The organism is Nocardioides sp. Leaf374, assembly GCF_916862475.1.
In the GTDB taxonomy this organism is placed as follows: Bacteria; Actinomycetota; Actinomycetes; order Propionibacteriales; family Nocardioidaceae; genus Nocardioides; species Nocardioides kribbensis.
Genome location: NZ_CAKASO010000001.1, coordinates 89,465 through 104,308 on the forward strand (window position 1 = coordinate 89,465; position 14,844 = coordinate 104,308).

Annotated in this window: 16 protein-coding genes; 6 read left to right on the forward strand and 10 right to left on the reverse strand. The window is 75.0% G+C overall.

Going from position 1 to position 14,844, the window contains the following annotated elements:
• Window positions 1-85: 85 nt before the first annotated feature.
• Window positions 86-1,213, forward strand: a complete 1,128-nt coding sequence (locus LPA27_RS00460) for a glutamate--cysteine ligase (protein ID WP_056865793.1) — start codon at window positions 86-88, stop codon at window positions 1,211-1,213.
• A 15-nt stretch (window positions 1,214-1,228) separates the two neighbouring features.
• On the opposite strand, the gene LPA27_RS00465 is transcribed toward LPA27_RS00460, so the two are convergent.
• The 4 genes from LPA27_RS00465 to LPA27_RS00480 form a co-directional block, all read right to left on the reverse strand.
• Window positions 1,229-2,329 (reverse strand): FUSC family protein, encoded by a 1,101-nt coding sequence (locus LPA27_RS00465; RefSeq protein ID WP_056865792.1) that lies wholly within the window; start codon window positions 2,327-2,329, stop codon window positions 1,229-1,231.
• 59 nt (window positions 2,330-2,388) lie between these two features.
• On the reverse strand, window positions 2,389-2,721 hold the full coding sequence (locus LPA27_RS00470) for a hypothetical protein (protein ID WP_056865823.1): 333 nt from the start codon (window positions 2,719-2,721) through the stop codon (window positions 2,389-2,391).
• A complete protein-coding gene (locus LPA27_RS00475) occupies window positions 2,718-3,056 on the reverse strand; it encodes a hypothetical protein (protein WP_228941104.1) in 339 nt (112 codons plus the stop codon). The genes LPA27_RS00470 and LPA27_RS00475 overlap by 4 nt, the downstream gene beginning before the upstream one ends.
• A gap of 174 nt (window positions 3,057-3,230) precedes the next feature.
• Window positions 3,231-3,884 (reverse strand): HNH endonuclease family protein, encoded by a 654-nt coding sequence (locus tag LPA27_RS00480; RefSeq protein WP_228941105.1) that lies wholly within the window; start codon window positions 3,882-3,884, stop codon window positions 3,231-3,233.
• A gap of 236 nt (window positions 3,885-4,120) precedes the next feature.
• On the opposite strand from LPA27_RS00480, the gene LPA27_RS00485 reads away from it, so the two are divergent.
• On the forward strand, window positions 4,121-5,527 hold the full coding sequence (locus LPA27_RS00485) for a WS/DGAT/MGAT family O-acyltransferase (RefSeq protein WP_193662768.1): 1,407 nt from the start codon (window positions 4,121-4,123) through the stop codon (window positions 5,525-5,527).
• 18 nt (window positions 5,528-5,545) lie between these two features.
• Here LPA27_RS00485 and LPA27_RS00490 read toward each other — a convergent pair whose 3' ends face one another.
• The gene (locus LPA27_RS00490) at window positions 5,546-6,724 is read right to left on the reverse strand and encodes a site-specific DNA-methyltransferase (RefSeq protein ID WP_228941106.1); all 1,179 of its coding nucleotides are present in this window, start codon (window positions 6,722-6,724) and stop codon (window positions 5,546-5,548) included.
• Window positions 6,725-6,761: 37 nt separating this feature from the next.
• Here LPA27_RS00490 and LPA27_RS00495 point away from each other — a divergent pair, with 37 nt between their 5' ends.
• Both LPA27_RS00495 and LPA27_RS19195 read left to right on the forward strand, forming a co-directional pair.
• Entirely contained in the window at window positions 6,762-7,619 is an 858-nt protein-coding gene (locus LPA27_RS00495; RefSeq protein ID WP_228941107.1) for a matrixin family metalloprotease, read from the forward strand.
• Between the two features lie 81 nt (window positions 7,620-7,700).
• Window positions 7,701-8,990, forward strand: a complete 1,290-nt coding sequence (locus LPA27_RS19195) for a phosphodiester glycosidase family protein (protein ID WP_267477169.1) — start codon at window positions 7,701-7,703, stop codon at window positions 8,988-8,990.
• 16 nt (window positions 8,991-9,006) lie between these two features.
• Here the strand turns inward: LPA27_RS19195 and LPA27_RS00505 are convergent, their stop codons facing one another.
• Window positions 9,007-9,459: a hypothetical protein gene (locus LPA27_RS00505; protein WP_228941108.1), complete on the reverse strand. Its 453-nt coding sequence runs from the start codon at window positions 9,457-9,459 to the stop codon at window positions 9,007-9,009.
• A 70-nt stretch (window positions 9,460-9,529) separates the two neighbouring features.
• Here LPA27_RS00505 and LPA27_RS00510 point away from each other — a divergent pair, with 70 nt between their 5' ends.
• Window positions 9,530-10,138 carry a mismatch-specific DNA-glycosylase gene (locus LPA27_RS00510; protein ID WP_228941109.1) on the forward strand — a complete coding sequence of 203 codons (609 nt, stop codon included), beginning with the start codon at window positions 9,530-9,532 and terminating at the stop codon, window positions 10,136-10,138.
• On the opposite strand, the gene glgC is transcribed toward LPA27_RS00510, so the two are convergent.
• Together glgC and LPA27_RS00520 are read right to left on the reverse strand one after the other, a co-directional pair.
• A complete protein-coding gene (glgC, locus tag LPA27_RS00515; RefSeq protein WP_056865785.1) occupies window positions 10,135-11,379 on the reverse strand; it encodes a glucose-1-phosphate adenylyltransferase in 1,245 nt (414 codons plus the stop codon). The genes LPA27_RS00510 and glgC overlap by 4 nt on opposite strands.
• Before the next feature lie 38 nt (window positions 11,380-11,417).
• Window positions 11,418-11,789 carry a DUF427 domain-containing protein gene (locus LPA27_RS00520; protein WP_228941110.1) on the reverse strand — a complete coding sequence of 124 codons (372 nt, stop codon included), beginning with the start codon at window positions 11,787-11,789 and terminating at the stop codon, window positions 11,418-11,420.
• 75 nt (window positions 11,790-11,864) lie between these two features.
• On the opposite strand from LPA27_RS00520, the gene glgA reads away from it, so the two are divergent.
• Entirely contained in the window at window positions 11,865-13,067 is a 1,203-nt protein-coding gene (glgA, locus tag LPA27_RS00525; RefSeq protein WP_228941111.1) for a glycogen synthase, read from the forward strand.
• Between the two features lie 24 nt (window positions 13,068-13,091).
• Here the strand turns inward: glgA and LPA27_RS00530 are convergent, their stop codons facing one another.
• A complete protein-coding gene (locus LPA27_RS00530) occupies window positions 13,092-14,174 on the reverse strand; it encodes an NADH:flavin oxidoreductase/NADH oxidase (RefSeq protein WP_228941112.1) in 1,083 nt (360 codons plus the stop codon).
• Between the two features lie 82 nt (window positions 14,175-14,256).
• Entirely contained in the window at window positions 14,257-14,772 is a 516-nt protein-coding gene (locus tag LPA27_RS00535) for a DUF4234 domain-containing protein (RefSeq protein WP_082500555.1), read from the reverse strand.
• Window positions 14,773-14,844: the final 72 nt, after the last annotated feature.

Genomic DNA, 14,844 nt, shown 5'->3' on the forward strand with positions numbered 1-14,844 from the left:
CGCGATGCTCGCAGGGCCTGCCCCGGGCTGGCCAAACTCCGCCGCTGCGATCTGCCTCACGCCGCCCGTGTGGTTCGCTGGGCGCGTGCGCATCGACTTCCACGGGTCGCCGACCCCCACGCTCGGGGTGGAGTGGGAGCTCGCGCTGGTCGACAAGACCGACCGCGACCTGACCCACTGCGCCGCCGACCTCTCCGCCCTCGCCGGGCCCCGGCTGCCCCACCCCGAGCGGCTCCACAAGGAGCTGCTGCGCAACACCGTCGAGGCGGTGACGGGCATCTGCGACACCGTCGGGGACGCCGTCGAGGACCTGCGCGCCACCCTGGAGGCGGTCGTGCCGGCCGCCGACGAGCTGGGCGTGGACCTCTACGGCGGTGGCACCCACCCCTTCGCCTCCTGGACCACCCAGCAGCTCAGCGAGGGCCACCGCTACGAGGAGCTCATCAACCGCACCCAGTGGTGGGGCCGGCAGATGCTGATCTGGGGCGTGCACGTGCACGTCGGCCTGCCCGAGCGGCGCCGGGTGATGCCGGTGCTGTCGTCGCTGCTCAACCACTACCCCCACCTGCAGGCCCTCTCGGCCTCCTCCCCGATCTGGGCCGGGGTCGACACCGGCTACGCCTCCAACCGGGCGCTCATGTTCCAGCAGCTGCCGACGGCCGGGCTGCCCTTCCAGTTCGCGACCTGGGAGGAGTTCGAGCGCTTCGCCCACGACCAGCTCACCACCGGCGTGATCGACGACCTCTCCGAGATCCGCTGGGACGTGCGGCCCGCCGCCCACCTCGGCACCCTCGAGAGCCGGGTGTGCGACGGCGTCTCCACCTTCTCCGACCTCGCGGCGCTGACCGCGCTCACCCAGTGCCTGGTGGTCGACCTCGACACCCGGCTGGCCGGCGGCGAGGAGCTGCCCACCATGCCGCCGTGGCACGTGCAGGAGAACAAGTGGCGCGCGGCGCGCTACGGCCTCGAGGCCATCGTGATCCTCGACGAGCACTCCACCGAGCGCCTGGTCACCGACGACCTGGCCGACCTGCTGGAGCGCCTCGCCCCGGTGGCGGAGCGGCTGGGCTGCTCCGAGGAGCTCGCCCTGGTCGGTGACATCCCCCGCCGCGGCGCCTCCTACCAGCGCCAGCGGGCGGTGGCCGAGCGCACCGGCGGCGACCTCGTGGCGGTCGTCGACTCGGTGGTGCAGGAGCTGCGCGCCGAGCTGTGACCCGGCCCGCCCGGCTCAGCGCGGCGGCGGGGGCAGCGCGTCGGTCGACTCCAGCTGCGAGAGCCCGGTGAGCATGAGCAGGTCGACGACGACGGAGCGCAGCTGGGCCAGCACGACCTCGGCGGTCATCTCCTCGGCGCGCTCGACCGACCCGGTGGCCATGCCCACCGCCAGCAGCGCGGGCATCGCCGCGGTGGGCTGGCGGTCCTGGGTGAGCTCCTCGACCACCACGTCGACGGCGTCGGCGAGGTCGCGGGCCAGCGCGGAGTAGGAGGTGGGCACCGGTCGGCGGTGGTAGGCGGCGACCGCGACCTGGCGCACCAGCACCCGGGTGCTGCGCATCGCGCGGTCCATCGGGCCCACCAGCTCCGCCATGCGCCGGATGCCCGGCTTGTGCCGTACCCGGAACGGCGAGGACGCCACGATGGCCATGCCCTCGTCGGCCGCCGACTGGAGCTGGCGGATGAGCGCGTCGGTGCTGCGGGCGTCGTCGAGTAGGGCCATGCCGCGCTCGACCTCGCCGTCGACCATGACGTCGGCGGCGCCGCGCAGGAGCTCGGCGACCTTGCGCAGCACGACAGCGGCCTGCTCGCGCGGGCGCCGCAGCGCCGCCGCCGGCACCACCGTGGCCGCCACCAGGGCGACGCCGCCCCCGATGAGGGCGTCGGTCCACCGGGTCAGCGAGGCGCCCGACCCCGGCAGCAGGGCCACGACGAAGATCGACTGGATCGCAGCCTGGTTGACGAAGAGGGTGCCGGCGTCGAGCAGCACCGCTGCGGTCATGGCGAGGGCCACGATGAGCCCCAGCTGCCAGGCGCCGCCGCCGAGCCAGACGATGAGCAGGTCGGCCAGGAGCACCCCGATGGCCACGCCCGCCGTCACCTCCGCCACCCGCCGCAGCCGCTGGCCGTAGGAGGTGCCGAGGCTGACCACCGCGGCGATGGGTGCGAAGACGGGCACGTCGTGACCCAGCAGGTCGCTGGCGATGAGCCAGGCGACGGCGGCGGCCACCGCGCACTGGAGGATCTGCCAGCGCTTGGAGCGCCAGCGGGCGACCCGCACCCGCGCCGAGCTGCGCGAGCGGCTCCACACGAGGTCGAACGGCGGGGCCTCCATGGTCCTGATCGTGCCAGACCCGGGACCCCGCCGTGGCCGGAGCGGCGCGGGCGGACGACCTAGCGGTGGGCCCAGTCGAGGGCCTGCTGGAGGTCGGCGAGGTCGCGGTACCAGACCCGCACCTCGGTGCGGCAGCGCACCCGCGCGACCCGTGTGTCGTACTCCCCGCACTCGGCCGCGGCCTCGGAGTCGGTGGGCGGGTAGAGCGCGGTGCCGTCGTAGTGGTGGACGCCGAAGCCGTTGGCGGCGTCGCCGGTCACCTCGACGATGGTGTCGGGCGGCGGCTGCGCCGGCGCCTGGGTGCCGTTGCTGGCGCCCGGCAGCAGCAGGCCGACCCCGGCCAGGGCGCCGGCGAGGCCGACCAGGGCGGCCGCCCGGGCCGGGGCCCTCACGCCGCGCTCCGGGCCCACTTCAGCGCCTGCTTGGTGTCGGCGAGGTCGCGGTACCACGTCTTGACCTTGGTGCGGCAGCGCGCCTGGCCGATCCGGGCGGGGTAGTCGGCGCAGTCGTCGAGCGCCTCGCGCAGGCGCGGGGGGAAGTCGGAGCTGCCGTCGTAGTACTTGATGCCGAAGCCGGTCTGGGCGTCGCCGGTGACCTTGACGATCGTGTCGGGCGCCGGCGGGGTGGGGTCGGCCTGGGCCGCGGCCACGCCGACGAGGGAGCCGGCGGTGGCGGCGAGCGTGAGGCCGGCCGCCGCGACGGCCAGGCGCAGGGTGGAGCTGGTCATGGTGTCTCTCCCGAGGGTCGCGCACCGGTGGGATCCGGTGTCGACCACGACGCTAGGGAGATCCGGGCCCCGCCGGGCCCGGCCCGCGGCCGGCTGGGGAGGGACCGACGGGCGCGAGCGCCTGTGGACGACTCGTGGGCCGGGGCGGGCCGGGCGGGCCGGGTCCGGCCGGGCTCAGCGGGCGAGGGCGACGGTCAGCGTGGTGTTGGTGCAGCCGTCGGCCACGGAGACCAGCGCCGCCTTCTCCGCCGCGTCGACGCTGAGCCGCCAGCGGTGCTTGACCGCGACGTACTCCGAGACGTAGCGGCACACCTGCTGGGCCGGCAGCCACTCGGCGGGATCCTGGTCGCTCTTGGCCTGGTTGACGTTGTCGGTGACCCCGACCAGCGAGCGGTGGTCGCCGAGGTCGTTGGCGTAGGCCTGGCGGGTCGCGCTCGACCAGGTGCGGGCGCCGGAGTCCCATGCCTCGGCCAGCGGCACCATGTGGTCGATGTCGACGTCGGAGGTGGCGGTCCACGACGCGCCGTCGTAGTAGGAGTACCAGCGCCCGCCCGACAGCGCGCAGCCCGAGCCGACCGTGACCGGGTCGTCGGCCTCGCTGATGAGCACCTCGTTGCGGGTGCTGCACCCGTCGCCGTCGGCGTCGATCCAGTGGGTGAACAGGTCGCGGGAGTAGCCCGTGCGCACCTCGGTGGCGGTCGGCAGGTCGCTGACGGCGGTGCGCAGCGGCGCGGAGTAGTCGGCGGCGTGCGCCGCGCTCGGCAGCACGACCGCGCCCACGGCGAGGGCCGCGGAGACGAGGACGGAGGGTAGGAGACGGCGGACCACGAGGGCTCCCGGGAGTCGGAGGGACGGCGTACGTCGAGCCTGCGGCCGCCGCCGGGGCCCGGCAAGACCCGCGCGCGAGGACGAGGGGAACCCCTCAGCCGGGGTGACGCACACCGCCCGCGGGCCGGCGTCACTTCACCGGGAGTTCACCGTTCACCTTGTGGCGACCGTCACGGCGAGACATCCTGGCCCCCGGGCCGCCGCCTAGCAGCCCCCTGCCAGCGAAAGGCCCTCTCGTGGTCACTCCGATCGACCCCACCGCCACGGCGTTCCTGCTGGCCGAGAACCGGCACATGCCGATGCACGTGGGCGGTCTGCAGCTCTTCGAGAAGCCGGCCGGTGCGGGCCCGCACTACGTGCGCGAGATGTACGAGCAGATGCGCGACGTCGAGGAGATCGCACCGCTCTTCCTCAAGCGCCCCCACCGCTCGCTGCGCACCGCGGGCCAGCTGGTGTGGGTGCCCGACGAGGACTTCGACGTGGAGCACCACGTGCGCCACAGCGCGCTGCCGGAGCCGGGCCGCTACCGCGAGCTGTTCGAGCTGTGCTCGCGGCTGCACTCCACGCGCCTGGCCTGGGAGCGCCCGCTGTGGGAGTCGCACGTCATCGAGGGCCTGGCCGACGGCAAGGTGGCGCTCTACACCAAGTCGCACCACGCGCTGGTCGACGGCGTCTCGGCGATGCGCCTGCTCCAGAGCGTGCTGGGCACCGACCCCGACGAGCGCGACATGCCCGCGCCGTGGGGCTACCGCCCGCCCACCCGCTCGAAGGCGCTGGCCACCACCCGCGACCGCAGCCTCGCCGAGCTGCCGCTGCGGGCGGCGCGCACGGCGCTGGGCATCAGCGCCGAGGCCGCGGGCATGCCCTCGGCCCTGGTGCGGACCCTGGCCCGCGGGGTGCGCAACGAGACGACCACGGTCTCGCTGCGCACTCCGCGCACGATGTTCAACCGCCCGATCACGGGCGCCCGACGCTTCGCGGCCCAGGACTGGCCGATCGAGCGGCTGCACGCCATCGGCCGGGCCACCGGCACGACCCTCAATGACGTGGTGCTCGCGATGTGCAGCGGCGCGATGCGCGCCTACCTGCTCGAGCTCGACGCGCTGCCCGACCAGCCGATGGTGGCGATGGTGCCGGTGGGGCTGAACGCGAAGTCCTCCCACATCGCCTCCGCCGACGGCGGCAACGCCGTGGGCGCGGTGCTGGCCCAGCTGGCCACCCACCTCGAGGACCCGGCCGACCGGCTGCGCAGCATCCACCGCTCCATGGTCGACGGCAAGGAGGCGCTGTCGTCGATGACGCCGACGCAGATCATCGCGATGACCGCGATGGGCCAGGCGCCGGCGATCATCCCGCCGCTGCTGCGGATGCAGGGCATCGTCCGCTCGCCCTACAACCTCATCATCAGCAACGTGCCGGGCCCCCGCACGACCCACTACTGGAACGGCGCGCGGATGACGGGGGTCTACCCGCTGTCGATCCCGATCAACGGCATGGCCCTCAACATCACCTGCACCTCCTACGACGGCCAGATGGCCTTCGGCCTCACCGGCTGCCGCCGCACCGTGCCGCACCTGCAGCGGCTGCTGACCTTCCTCGAGGACGAGGTCGCGGCCCTGGAGAAGGCCGCCGGCGTGGAGTGACGCGGGGTCGGCCGCGGGTCAGGAGGGTGGCTCGACCCGCTCCTCCAGCCCGCCGCCGACGCGCTCGGCCACGGCGCGCAGCCGCGCCCGGGTGATGTCGGCGACCGTGGCCAGGCCCGCGGCGTGGGCGTTGGACCCGACGCGGGTCGGCGCGGCCACGTCGACGCTCGTGCAGGTGCGGGTGCCGCCGTCGGCGGCGTTGGCCAGCGCCACCGCGTGGCCGGTGGTGCCGCTGCCGGCGAAGAAGTCGAGCACCCGCGCGTCGGCGGGCATCGTGGCGAGCACGCGGCGCAGCAGGCCGGTCGGCTTCGGCGACTCGAAGACGTGGCCCACCAGCTCCTTGAGCTCGGCCACCGCGGTGTCGGTGGAGCCCACCTCCTCGGCCAGCCAGATCGTGGTCAGCTTCTTGCGCCGGCCCGGGTGCAGCCAGTCGCGCTGGAAGACGTCGACCCGCGGGCCGCGCACGCCGTTGACGGTGCGGCAGACCAGGTCGTCGGGGCGCTGGTCGATGAGCGGGCGGCTCCAGCGCCAGACCGCGGGCCGGCCGTCGCCGAAGACGGGCTCGATCTCGACCGCGCCGTCGAAGGGCGTGGTGGCGACGCGGCCGGTGACCGGGTCGCCCCACACCGCGAAGTGCAGCGTGCGGGAGGTGGTGGGGTTGAACTTCTTGTTGGTGTTGCGCAGCGGCAGGTGCCGGAAGCGCCGCCCCGTCGCGGCGTCGGTGAGCGGGAAGTCGCGCTCGTCGACGGTGTCGGGGCTGCTGGCCTGCAGCACGCAGCGGCGCGGGTCGCGGGCGTAGACCAGCAGGTACTCGTGGCTGGTGGCGAAGCCGCCGCCGAGCTGGCGGCCCTTGGGGTTGAGGTTGACCACGACCTGGGCCAGGAAGCCCTCCTCGCCCAGCACCTCGTCGAGCAGCAGCCGCAGGTGCGCCGCCTCGTGGTCGTCGATGCTGACGAAGAGCGCCCCGGTGCCGGCGAGCACGTCGCGGGCCGCCTCGAGGCGCGGGCGCATGAAGGCGGTCCAGGCTACGTGGCGGCCCTCCCCGGGCGCGCCGCGGCGGTCGTCGGCGTAGGCGAAGGCGTGCCCGGTGTTGTAGGGCGGGTCGATGTAGACCAGGTCGAAGGCCTCGCCGCGCGCGGCGCACGCCCGCAGGACGGCGAGGTTGTCGCCCTCCACGAAGGTGTTCCACACCGGCACGCCGCCGACCCTAGTGCGACACCGCTGGGCCAGGGAGATGGAGCGGCGCCTGCGCGAGCTCGACCGTCTCGACCAGTCCCACGGCCTGGGGGCGAGCCCGACCCACCGACCCGTGCGGGAGCCGTGGGGCGCGCGCCGGCGTACGTCGGGGCCGCGCCGCGAGCGCCGCACCCACGGGCCGGTGCTGCCGGGGCTGCTGGTGGCGGTCGTGGTGACCACGCTGCTGCTGATGCGCGACCCGGGCGCCTTCGGCAACCGGATGCGCGACCTGCTGGGTCGCAACGACCGGCTGGGCGACCTCGTGGGCGTGGAGGACACCGGCGGGTCCTACGACTTCAGCCTCACCCAGCGCGGGGGCCGCCAGCCGGTGAGCTGGAACCCCTGCGAGCCGATCACCTACGTGGTCAACCCCGCCGGGGCGCCGCAGGACTGGGAGGTGCTGGTCTCGGAGTCGGTGGCCGAGATCGAGGGGGCCACGGGCTTCCGGTTCAGCGACGAGGGAGTGACCGACGACCGCGACTTCGAGCGGCGCGAGAGCCTGCTCGGCCGGCCCGCGCCGGTGCTCATCGGCTGGTCGGACGCCGAGGAGGTGCCGCGCCTGGCCGGCGACGTCGCCGGGCTCGGCGGCAGCGCGACCAGCCAGGGCCTGGGCCGGCGCTACTACGTCACCGGCATGGTCGCCCTCGACACCGACGTCTACGACCGCCTCGCCGACGAGCCGGGCGGGCGCGAGCAGATGCGCGCCATCCTGGTGCACGAGCTCGGCCACGTCGTGGGCCTGGGCCACGTCGACGACCCGGAGGAGCTGATGAACGCCGACAACCTGGGGCGCACCACCCTGGGCGAGGGCGACCGCGAGGGTCTGGCCCGCCTGGGCTCGGTGCCCTGCTCCTGAGGCGGCCGGGCCGCGTGGTGCTGGAGGGAACTGTGGCGCATCTGCCCCGCGAGCACGGGTGAGAGGCTTAGCCTTCATGCCGTGCGCGTCTCCCGACCCCTGGCTGCCGCGGCGCTGAGCGGGCTGCTCGCCCTCGGTGCCCCGGCCCTGGCGACCCCCGACGACCCCGCTCCCGCCGGCTCCGCGAGTCCTGACCCGAGCCCTGCCGGGAGCTCGGCCCCGGCGACCCGGCCCGGCACCGCCGCCGGCGAGGGCCGCGACCGGCAGACCTCCGACGGCTTCGCCGGCACCCTGGCGGCGCCCGTCAGCCCCGGCGAGCGCCGCCTCCTCACCCGCAGCGTCGTCTCGGTGCGCCAGGTCGCCCCCGGGGTCGAGCTGCGGGAGTGGAGCCAGACCGACGCCCGCGGCCCGGTCCGCGCGCACCTGCTGGTGGTCGACCCCTCGGTGAGGGGGGTGGGCCTCGACTACGCCAACCCCGGCCGGGTCGCCGCCACCGAGACCGTGCTCGACATGGCCCAGGACCGGCCCGCCGCGGTCGGCGCCGTCAACGGCGACTTCTACGACATCGGCCGCACGGGCGCCCCGCTCGGCGTCGGCCGCTCGCAGGCCGGGGGCGTCATGAACGCCCGTGCCTCGGGGTGGAACTCCGCCTTCTACCTCGGCGCCCACGGCGCACCCCACATCGGCACGGTCCGCCTGCGGGCCTCGGTCGTCGACCGCCCCGGCATCGACGTCACCAACCTCAACTCGCACGTCGTGGCTCCCGGCGGGGTCGGGATCTACACGCCCCGGTGGGGTCGCTCGCCGGGCTACCAGGTCGTGCAGGGCCAGCAGGAGGACGTGCGACTCGTCGTCGTGCGCGACGGCCGGGTCGTCGCCAACCGCACCCGCCTCCAGCCCGGGGCCAGGATCGACGGCCGGCTGCTCGTCGGGCGCGGCGACGGGGCCCGCTCCCTGCGCGCGCTGCGGGTCGGGACGCCGGTGCGCACCACCTGGTCGCTCGAGGGCGCCCCGCGCATGGTCGTGACCGGCAACAAGTTCCTCGTCGACGACGGGGTGGTGCAGGTCGTCGACGACCGCGAGATGCACCCGCGCACGGCGGTGGGCATCGACGCCGACACCGGCGAGGTGCTCGTGCTCGTGGTCGACGGCCGCTCCCAGCAGAGCCGCGGCCACACCATGGTCGAGCTGGCCGACCTCATGATCGACCTCGGCGCCGACGAGGCGCTCAACCTCGACGGCGGCGGCTCCTCCACCCTCGTGGCCGAGCAGGGCGACGGCGGGCTGGCGGTCGAGAACGAGCCCTCCGACGACGTCCAGCGCTCGGTGGCCAACAGCCTCCTGGTCACCTACGTCGCCCCTCGGGGCTGATCCCGGCCCGGCCGGCTCAGCGGTCGGTCGGCTCCTCGACCAGCACCAGCGCCACCGTCGTCACCGGCGCGAGGCACTCCCGACCGGTCGCGGGGGCGGGGGCGGCGGTGAGCCGGAGCCCCTCACCGGCGCCCTCCACCGCGACGTCCTCGGCCGGCTCGCAGCCCACCGCCACGACGCCGCCGACCAGCTCGCTCCCCTGCGGCACGTCGGCGCCCTCGACCGCACGGCGCACCTCGCCCACCAGCGGCCCCCGCAGGTCGGCGACCAGCGCGGCCACGTCGCCCGGCCCGCGCAGGTGGGTCGGCCCCGCACCCGGCCGGCCGCCCGCGGCCGTGGCGCTCAGCAGCGCGACGACCTCGGGCTCCGCGCCCGCGCGGACCGGGTCGGCGGCCGACCCCGAGGTCTGGCCGTCGGCGCAGCCCGACGCGAGCACGAGCACGGTCAGGGTCCCGAGGAGGAGGCGCATGGTGCTCCGACGGTAGCCCGCGGCGCGGGGTTCCCGCGGGCACCCGGCGCCGGCGTGGCAGGCTCGGCGCGTGAGCCCGCGGCAGACCTTCACCCGCGCCGAGCTGGAGGGCTTCCGCGACGCGGAGGTGCCCGACCTGCTCGGCGACGACGCGCACCCGGTGCGGCTGCTCGTGGTCGGGATCAACCCCGGCCTGTGGACCGCGGCGACCGGCACGCACTTCGCCCACCCGGGCAACCGGTTCTGGCCCGCGATGCTCCGCGCCGGGGTGATCGAGCACCCCGTCGACCCGGCCGCGGGCCTCACCGACGCCGACCGCGACCGGCTGCGCGAGCGCGGGATCGGGCTGACCAACCTCGCACCCCGTGCGACCGCCAAGGCCTCCGAGCTCGGCGCCGCCGAGCTGCGCGCCGGCGCCGCGCGGCTCACGGCGCTGGTCGAGCGGGTGCGCCCCCGCGTGGTCGCGGTCGCCGGCGTCACGGCCTACCGCACCGCCTTCGCGCTGCCCCGCGCGCAGCAGGGCCGCCAGCCCGAGCCCCTGGCCGGCGCGGAGCTGTGGATCGTGCCCAACCCCAGCGGGCTCAACGCCCACGAGACCACCGAGACCCTCGCCCTGGCCTACGCCGAGCCGGCGCGGGCCGCGGGGCTGCTCCCCACGACCCCGCCACCCGCGACCTAGGCCGGGAAGGGCTGGTCCTTGCCGAGCACGGTGAGGCCGTCCTCGACCACGAAGCCCCGGGCCCGGTCGGCCTCGGGGTCGACGCCGACCTGGGCGCCCGGGGGCACCACGACGTTCTTGTCGAGGATGGCGTTGCGCACGACCGCGCCGGCGCCGACCTGCACGCCGTTGAGCAGCACCGAGCCGCTGACCTCGGCGCCGGACTCCACCCGCACCGCGGGCGAGAGCACCGAGCGGCTGACCGCGCCGCCGGTCACCACGGCCCCGGGCGAGAGCACGGCCTCGTCGACCTCGGCCTTGGTGCCGTCGCCGCCCTGCACGATCTTGACCGGGGGCTGCGGGCCGTAGGCGGTGTAGATCGGCCAGTCGAAGTTGTAGAGGTTGAAGACCGGCAGCGGGGAGACGACGTCCATGTGGGCGGCGTAGTAGGACCCGAGCGTGCCGACGTCGCGCCAGTAGCCGCGGTCACGGTCGGTCGCGCCGGGCACGACGTTGTCGCGGTAGTCGTAGACGCCGGCCTGGGAGCGGCGCACGAAGGCCGGCACGATGTCGCCGCCCATGTCGTGCTTGGAGCCGGGCGTGGTGGCGTCGCGGGTGACGGCCTCGACGAGCGCGTCGGCGTCGAAGACGTAGTTGCCCATCGAGGCCAGCACCTCGCCGGGGCTGGAGGGCAGACCCACCGGGTCGGTGGGCTTCTCGAGGAAGTCGCGGATGCGGCTCGGCTCGTCGGGCACGACGTCGATCACGCCGAACTGGTCGGCCAGCGAGATCGGCTGCCGGATCGCCGCGACGGTGCAGGCCGCGCCGCTCTCGACGTGCTGGGCCACCATCTGGGAGAAGTCCATGCGGTAGACGTGGTCGGCCCCGACCACGACGACGATGTCGGGCTTCTCGTCCTTGATCAGGTTGAGCGACTGGTAGATCGCGTCGGCGCTGCCGAGGTACCAGTGCTTGCCCACGCGCTGCTGGGCCGGCACCGGGGTGACGTAGTTGCCGAGCATGGTCGACATGCGCCACGTCTGGGTGACGTGGCGGTCGAGGCTGTGGCTCTTGTACTGCGTCAGCACCACGACCTGGAGGTAGCCGGAGTTGACGACGTTGGACAGGGCGAAGTCGATGAGGCGGTAGATGCCCGCGAAGGGCACCGCGGGCTTGGCCCGGTCGGCGGTGAGCGGCATCAGTCGCTTGCCCTCACCGCCGGCGAGCACGATGGCCAGGACCTTCTTGCGGGAGGCGCTCATGGCGTCACCGTAACGCCCCGGACCCCCGGCTGGGCAGGTCAGCCGACGCGCACGTCGACGACGTCGGGGTAGAAGGCGACGTGACCGGCGATCTCGGCGACCGCGGGATAGGGCGTGTCGTAGGTCCACACCTTGTTCTCCAGCGTGCGGCCCCCGACCACGAGGCTGTAGTAGCCGGCCTCGCCCTTGTAGGGGCAGTAGGTGGCGTGCTCGGTGCGGGTCAGCACGAGCGGGTCGACGTCGCCGATCGGCACGTACTGCACGGGCGGGTAGCCCGCCTCGGCCAGGCTGAGCGCGGCGTCGGTGCGCGCGACCACGTGACCGTCGACGCTGACGGTGACGGGCTGGCCGGTGGCGGTGACCGAGATCGGGTGGCTGGCGTCGGGGACCTTCACGGGGCGGGTGCTCATGCCCGCCCCAACCCGGCGTCCACGGGCGCTGTTCCCGCGGGGCGTGTCGCCCCCGGGGCGAGTAGGTTCCTCTGCGTGCGAGTCGACGTCCTGAGCAAGGAGTACCCCCCGGAGATCTACGGCGGGGCGGGGGTGCACGTCGCCGAGCTGGTGCGCGCGCTGCGCGCGATGCCCGACGGGCCCGACACCCGGGTCCACGCCTTCGGCGCCCCGCGCGAGGAGCCCGGCACCTCGTCGTACGCCGACCTGGGCGAGCTCGCCGGCGCCAACCCGGCCCTGCGCACCCTGGGCGTGGACCTCGCCATCGCGCAGGGGTGCGCCGGCAGCGACCTGGTGCACTCCCACACCTGGTACGCCAACATGGCCGGCCACCTCGCCTCGCTGCTGCACGGCGTGCCGCACGTCGTCTCGGCGCACTCCCTGGAGCCGATGAGGCCCTGGAAGGCCGAGCAGCTCGAGGGCGGCTACGCCCTGTCGTCGTGGGTGGAGCGCACCTCCTACGAGGCGGCGGCCGCGGTGATCGCGGTGTCGGCCGCGATGCGCGAGGACGTGCTGCGCTCCTACCCCGCCGTCGACCCCGACCGCGTGCACACCGTGCACAACGGCATCGACACCGACCTGTGGGCCCCCGTGCACGCCCCCGATCGGGTGCGGGCCCAGGGCGTCGACCCCGACCGGCCCTCGGTCGTCTTCGTCGGCCGGATCACCCGGCAGAAGGGGCTGCCGCTCTTCCTGCGCGCGGTGGCGCAGCTGCCGCCCGAGGTGCAGATCGTGCTGTGCGCCGGGGCCCCCGACACCCCGGAGATCCAGGCCGAGGTCGAGACGCTGGTGGCCGGCCTGGCCGCCGAGCGCGACGGCGTCGTGTGGATCCGCGAGATGCTGCCGCGCGCCGACGTGGTCGCCCTGCTCAGCGCCGCCACCGCCTTCGCGTGCCCCTCGATCTACGAGCCGCTGGGCATCGTCAACCTCGAGGCGATGGCCTGCGAGACCGCGGTGGTGGCCACCGCGACCGGTGGCATCCCCGAGGTCGTCGTCGACGGCGCCGGGGCCGGCGCCACCGGCCGGCTGGTGCCCATCGAGCAGGCCACCGACGGCACCGGCACGCCGCTCGACCCCGACCGCTACGTCGCCGACTTCGCCGCGGCGCTCGTCGAGGTCGTCTCCGACCCCGACCGCGCCGCCGCCCTGGGGCGCGCCGGCCGGCAGCGGGCCATCGAGTCCTTCAGCTGGGGCGCCATCGCGGCCCGCACGGTGGAGGTCTACCGCTCGGTGCTCTGAGCGGCCGGGCCTCACCAGCCGGCCTCACCAGCCGGCGGATCCCGCGCGGTACTGCACCGGCCAGTCGACGCCCTCCCCCGGCTCGACCCCGAGCTCGTGGGCCGCGCGCAGCGGCCAGTGCGGGTCGCGCAGCAGCTCGCGGGCCAGCAGCACCACGTCGGCGGAGCCCTCGGCGATGACGTCGTTGGCCTGCTTGGGCTCGGTGATCAGGCCCACCGCACCCGAGGCGATGCCGGCCTCGGCGCGGATCCGGGCCGCGAACGGCACCTGGTAGCCCGGCTCCACCGGGATGTCGACGCGCAGGTTGCCGCCCGAGGAGGTGTCGACCAGGTCGACGCCCGCCTCGCGCAGCAGCCCCGCGAGCCGCACCGAGGAGTCGGCGTCCCAGCCGCCCTCGGCCCAGTCGGTCGCGGAGATGCGCACCAGCAGCGGCACGTCCTCGCCGACGGCCGCGCGGACCCGGCGTACGACGTCGAGCAGGAGGCGGGCGCGGTGCTCGAAGGGGCCGCCGTACTCGTCGTCGCGGTGGTTGGAGAGCGGGGAGAGGAACTCGTGGAGCAGGTAGCCGTGGGCGGCGTGGACCTCGACGACGTCGAAGCCGGCCTCGACGGCGCGCACCGCGGCGGCCCCGAAGGCCTCCACGACCTGCTCGATCTCGGCGACCGTCAGCGCGCGGGGGTCGCGCAGGCCCGGGAAGGCCTCGGCCGACGGGCCGACCGGCTCCCAGCCGCCCTCGGCGTCGGAGGCCACCTGGCCCTCGGCCCAGGGGCGGGCCGCGGAGGCCTTGCGCCCGGCGTGGGCGAGCTGGACCGCCGCCGTGGCCCCCTGGCCGTGCACGAAGTCGACGACCCGGCGCCAGGCGTCGCGCTGGGCGTCGTCCCAGATGCCGGCGTCCTGCGGGGTGATGCGCCCCTCGGGCACCACGGCCGCGGCCTCGGTCATCACCAGGCCGGCGCCGCCGCGGGCGAAGGAGCCGAGGTGCACCAGGTGCCAGTCGTCGGGCAGGCCGTCGACGGAGGAGTACTGGCACATCGGCGCCACCCAGACCCGGTTGCGCACGGTGACGCCGCGCAGGGTGATCGGGGTGAACAGCTCGGAGGTGGGCACGGGGAGACGCTCCTGGGGTCGGTGACGGGGGTACGTCGGGCCAACCCCGGGAGCGTCCCGGGTGTTCCGTGCGTGGTGCGGGTCAGTCGCGGGTGGCGCCCAGCGACTCCCAGTAGCGGTTCAGGGCGCCGTTGGTCTTCACGAACCACACGATCGGGCCGACGAGGATGAACATGCCGGGGAAGTACCACAGGCCGGTGAGACCGCTGACCGGCGGCTCCTGGCCGCGGCGCTTGTAGAGCCCGCCGACCTCGCTGGCGGTGAGGTAGGGCATCACGAACCCGACGAAGAGGGCCAGGATCAGGGCCACGCCGCCGCCGACGCCCTGGCCGCTGTGCTGCTTCATCTCCTCGTGGGTCTTGAAGTACCAGTAGAGGGAGTAGATGCCGAAGGTCACGATGGCCAGCACGATGCAGACGCCGGTGCCGCGGACCTTGCCGAGGGGCGCGCCGCCCGGGGCGCCGTAGGTCGCGGGCGCGCCGTAGCCGCCGTACGGCGAGGGCGGCTGCGCGCCGTAGGAGGAGGGCGAGCCGGCCGGCGGCGGGGGGCGGTAGCCCTCGGGCGGCGGGGGCGGGGCTGACGGGGTGCTGTCGCTCATGGGGGGATCCTCGTGACCGGGGGCAGGCCCGTGGCGTGGCGCCGCGGGCTGGACGGTCGCAACGTACCCACG

What these genes read in the sequence shown, in the direction of transcription:
- LPA27_RS00495 (WP_228941107.1), top strand. Translation starts at nt 6,762, where the DNA reads ATGGAGCGGCGCCTGCGCGAGCTCGACCGTCTCGACCAGTCCCACGGC.
- LPA27_RS00535 (WP_082500555.1), bottom strand. Translation starts at nt 14,772, where the DNA reads ATGAGCGACAGCACCCCGTCAGCCCCGCCCCCGCCGCCCGAGGGCTAC.
- LPA27_RS00505 (WP_228941108.1), bottom strand. Translation starts at nt 9,459, where the DNA reads ATGCGCCTCCTCCTCGGGACCCTGACCGTGCTCGTGCTCGCGTCGGGC.
- LPA27_RS00475 (WP_228941104.1), bottom strand. Translation starts at nt 3,056, where the DNA reads ATGACCAGCTCCACCCTGCGCCTGGCCGTCGCGGCGGCCGGCCTCACG.
- LPA27_RS00520 (WP_228941110.1), bottom strand. Translation starts at nt 11,789, where the DNA reads ATGAGCACCCGCCCCGTGAAGGTCCCCGACGCCAGCCACCCGATCTCG.
- glgC (WP_056865785.1), bottom strand. Translation starts at nt 11,379, where the DNA reads ATGAGCGCCTCCCGCAAGAAGGTCCTGGCCATCGTGCTCGCCGGCGGT.
- LPA27_RS00465 (WP_056865792.1), bottom strand. Translation starts at nt 2,329, where the DNA reads ATGGAGGCCCCGCCGTTCGACCTCGTGTGGAGCCGCTCGCGCAGCTCG.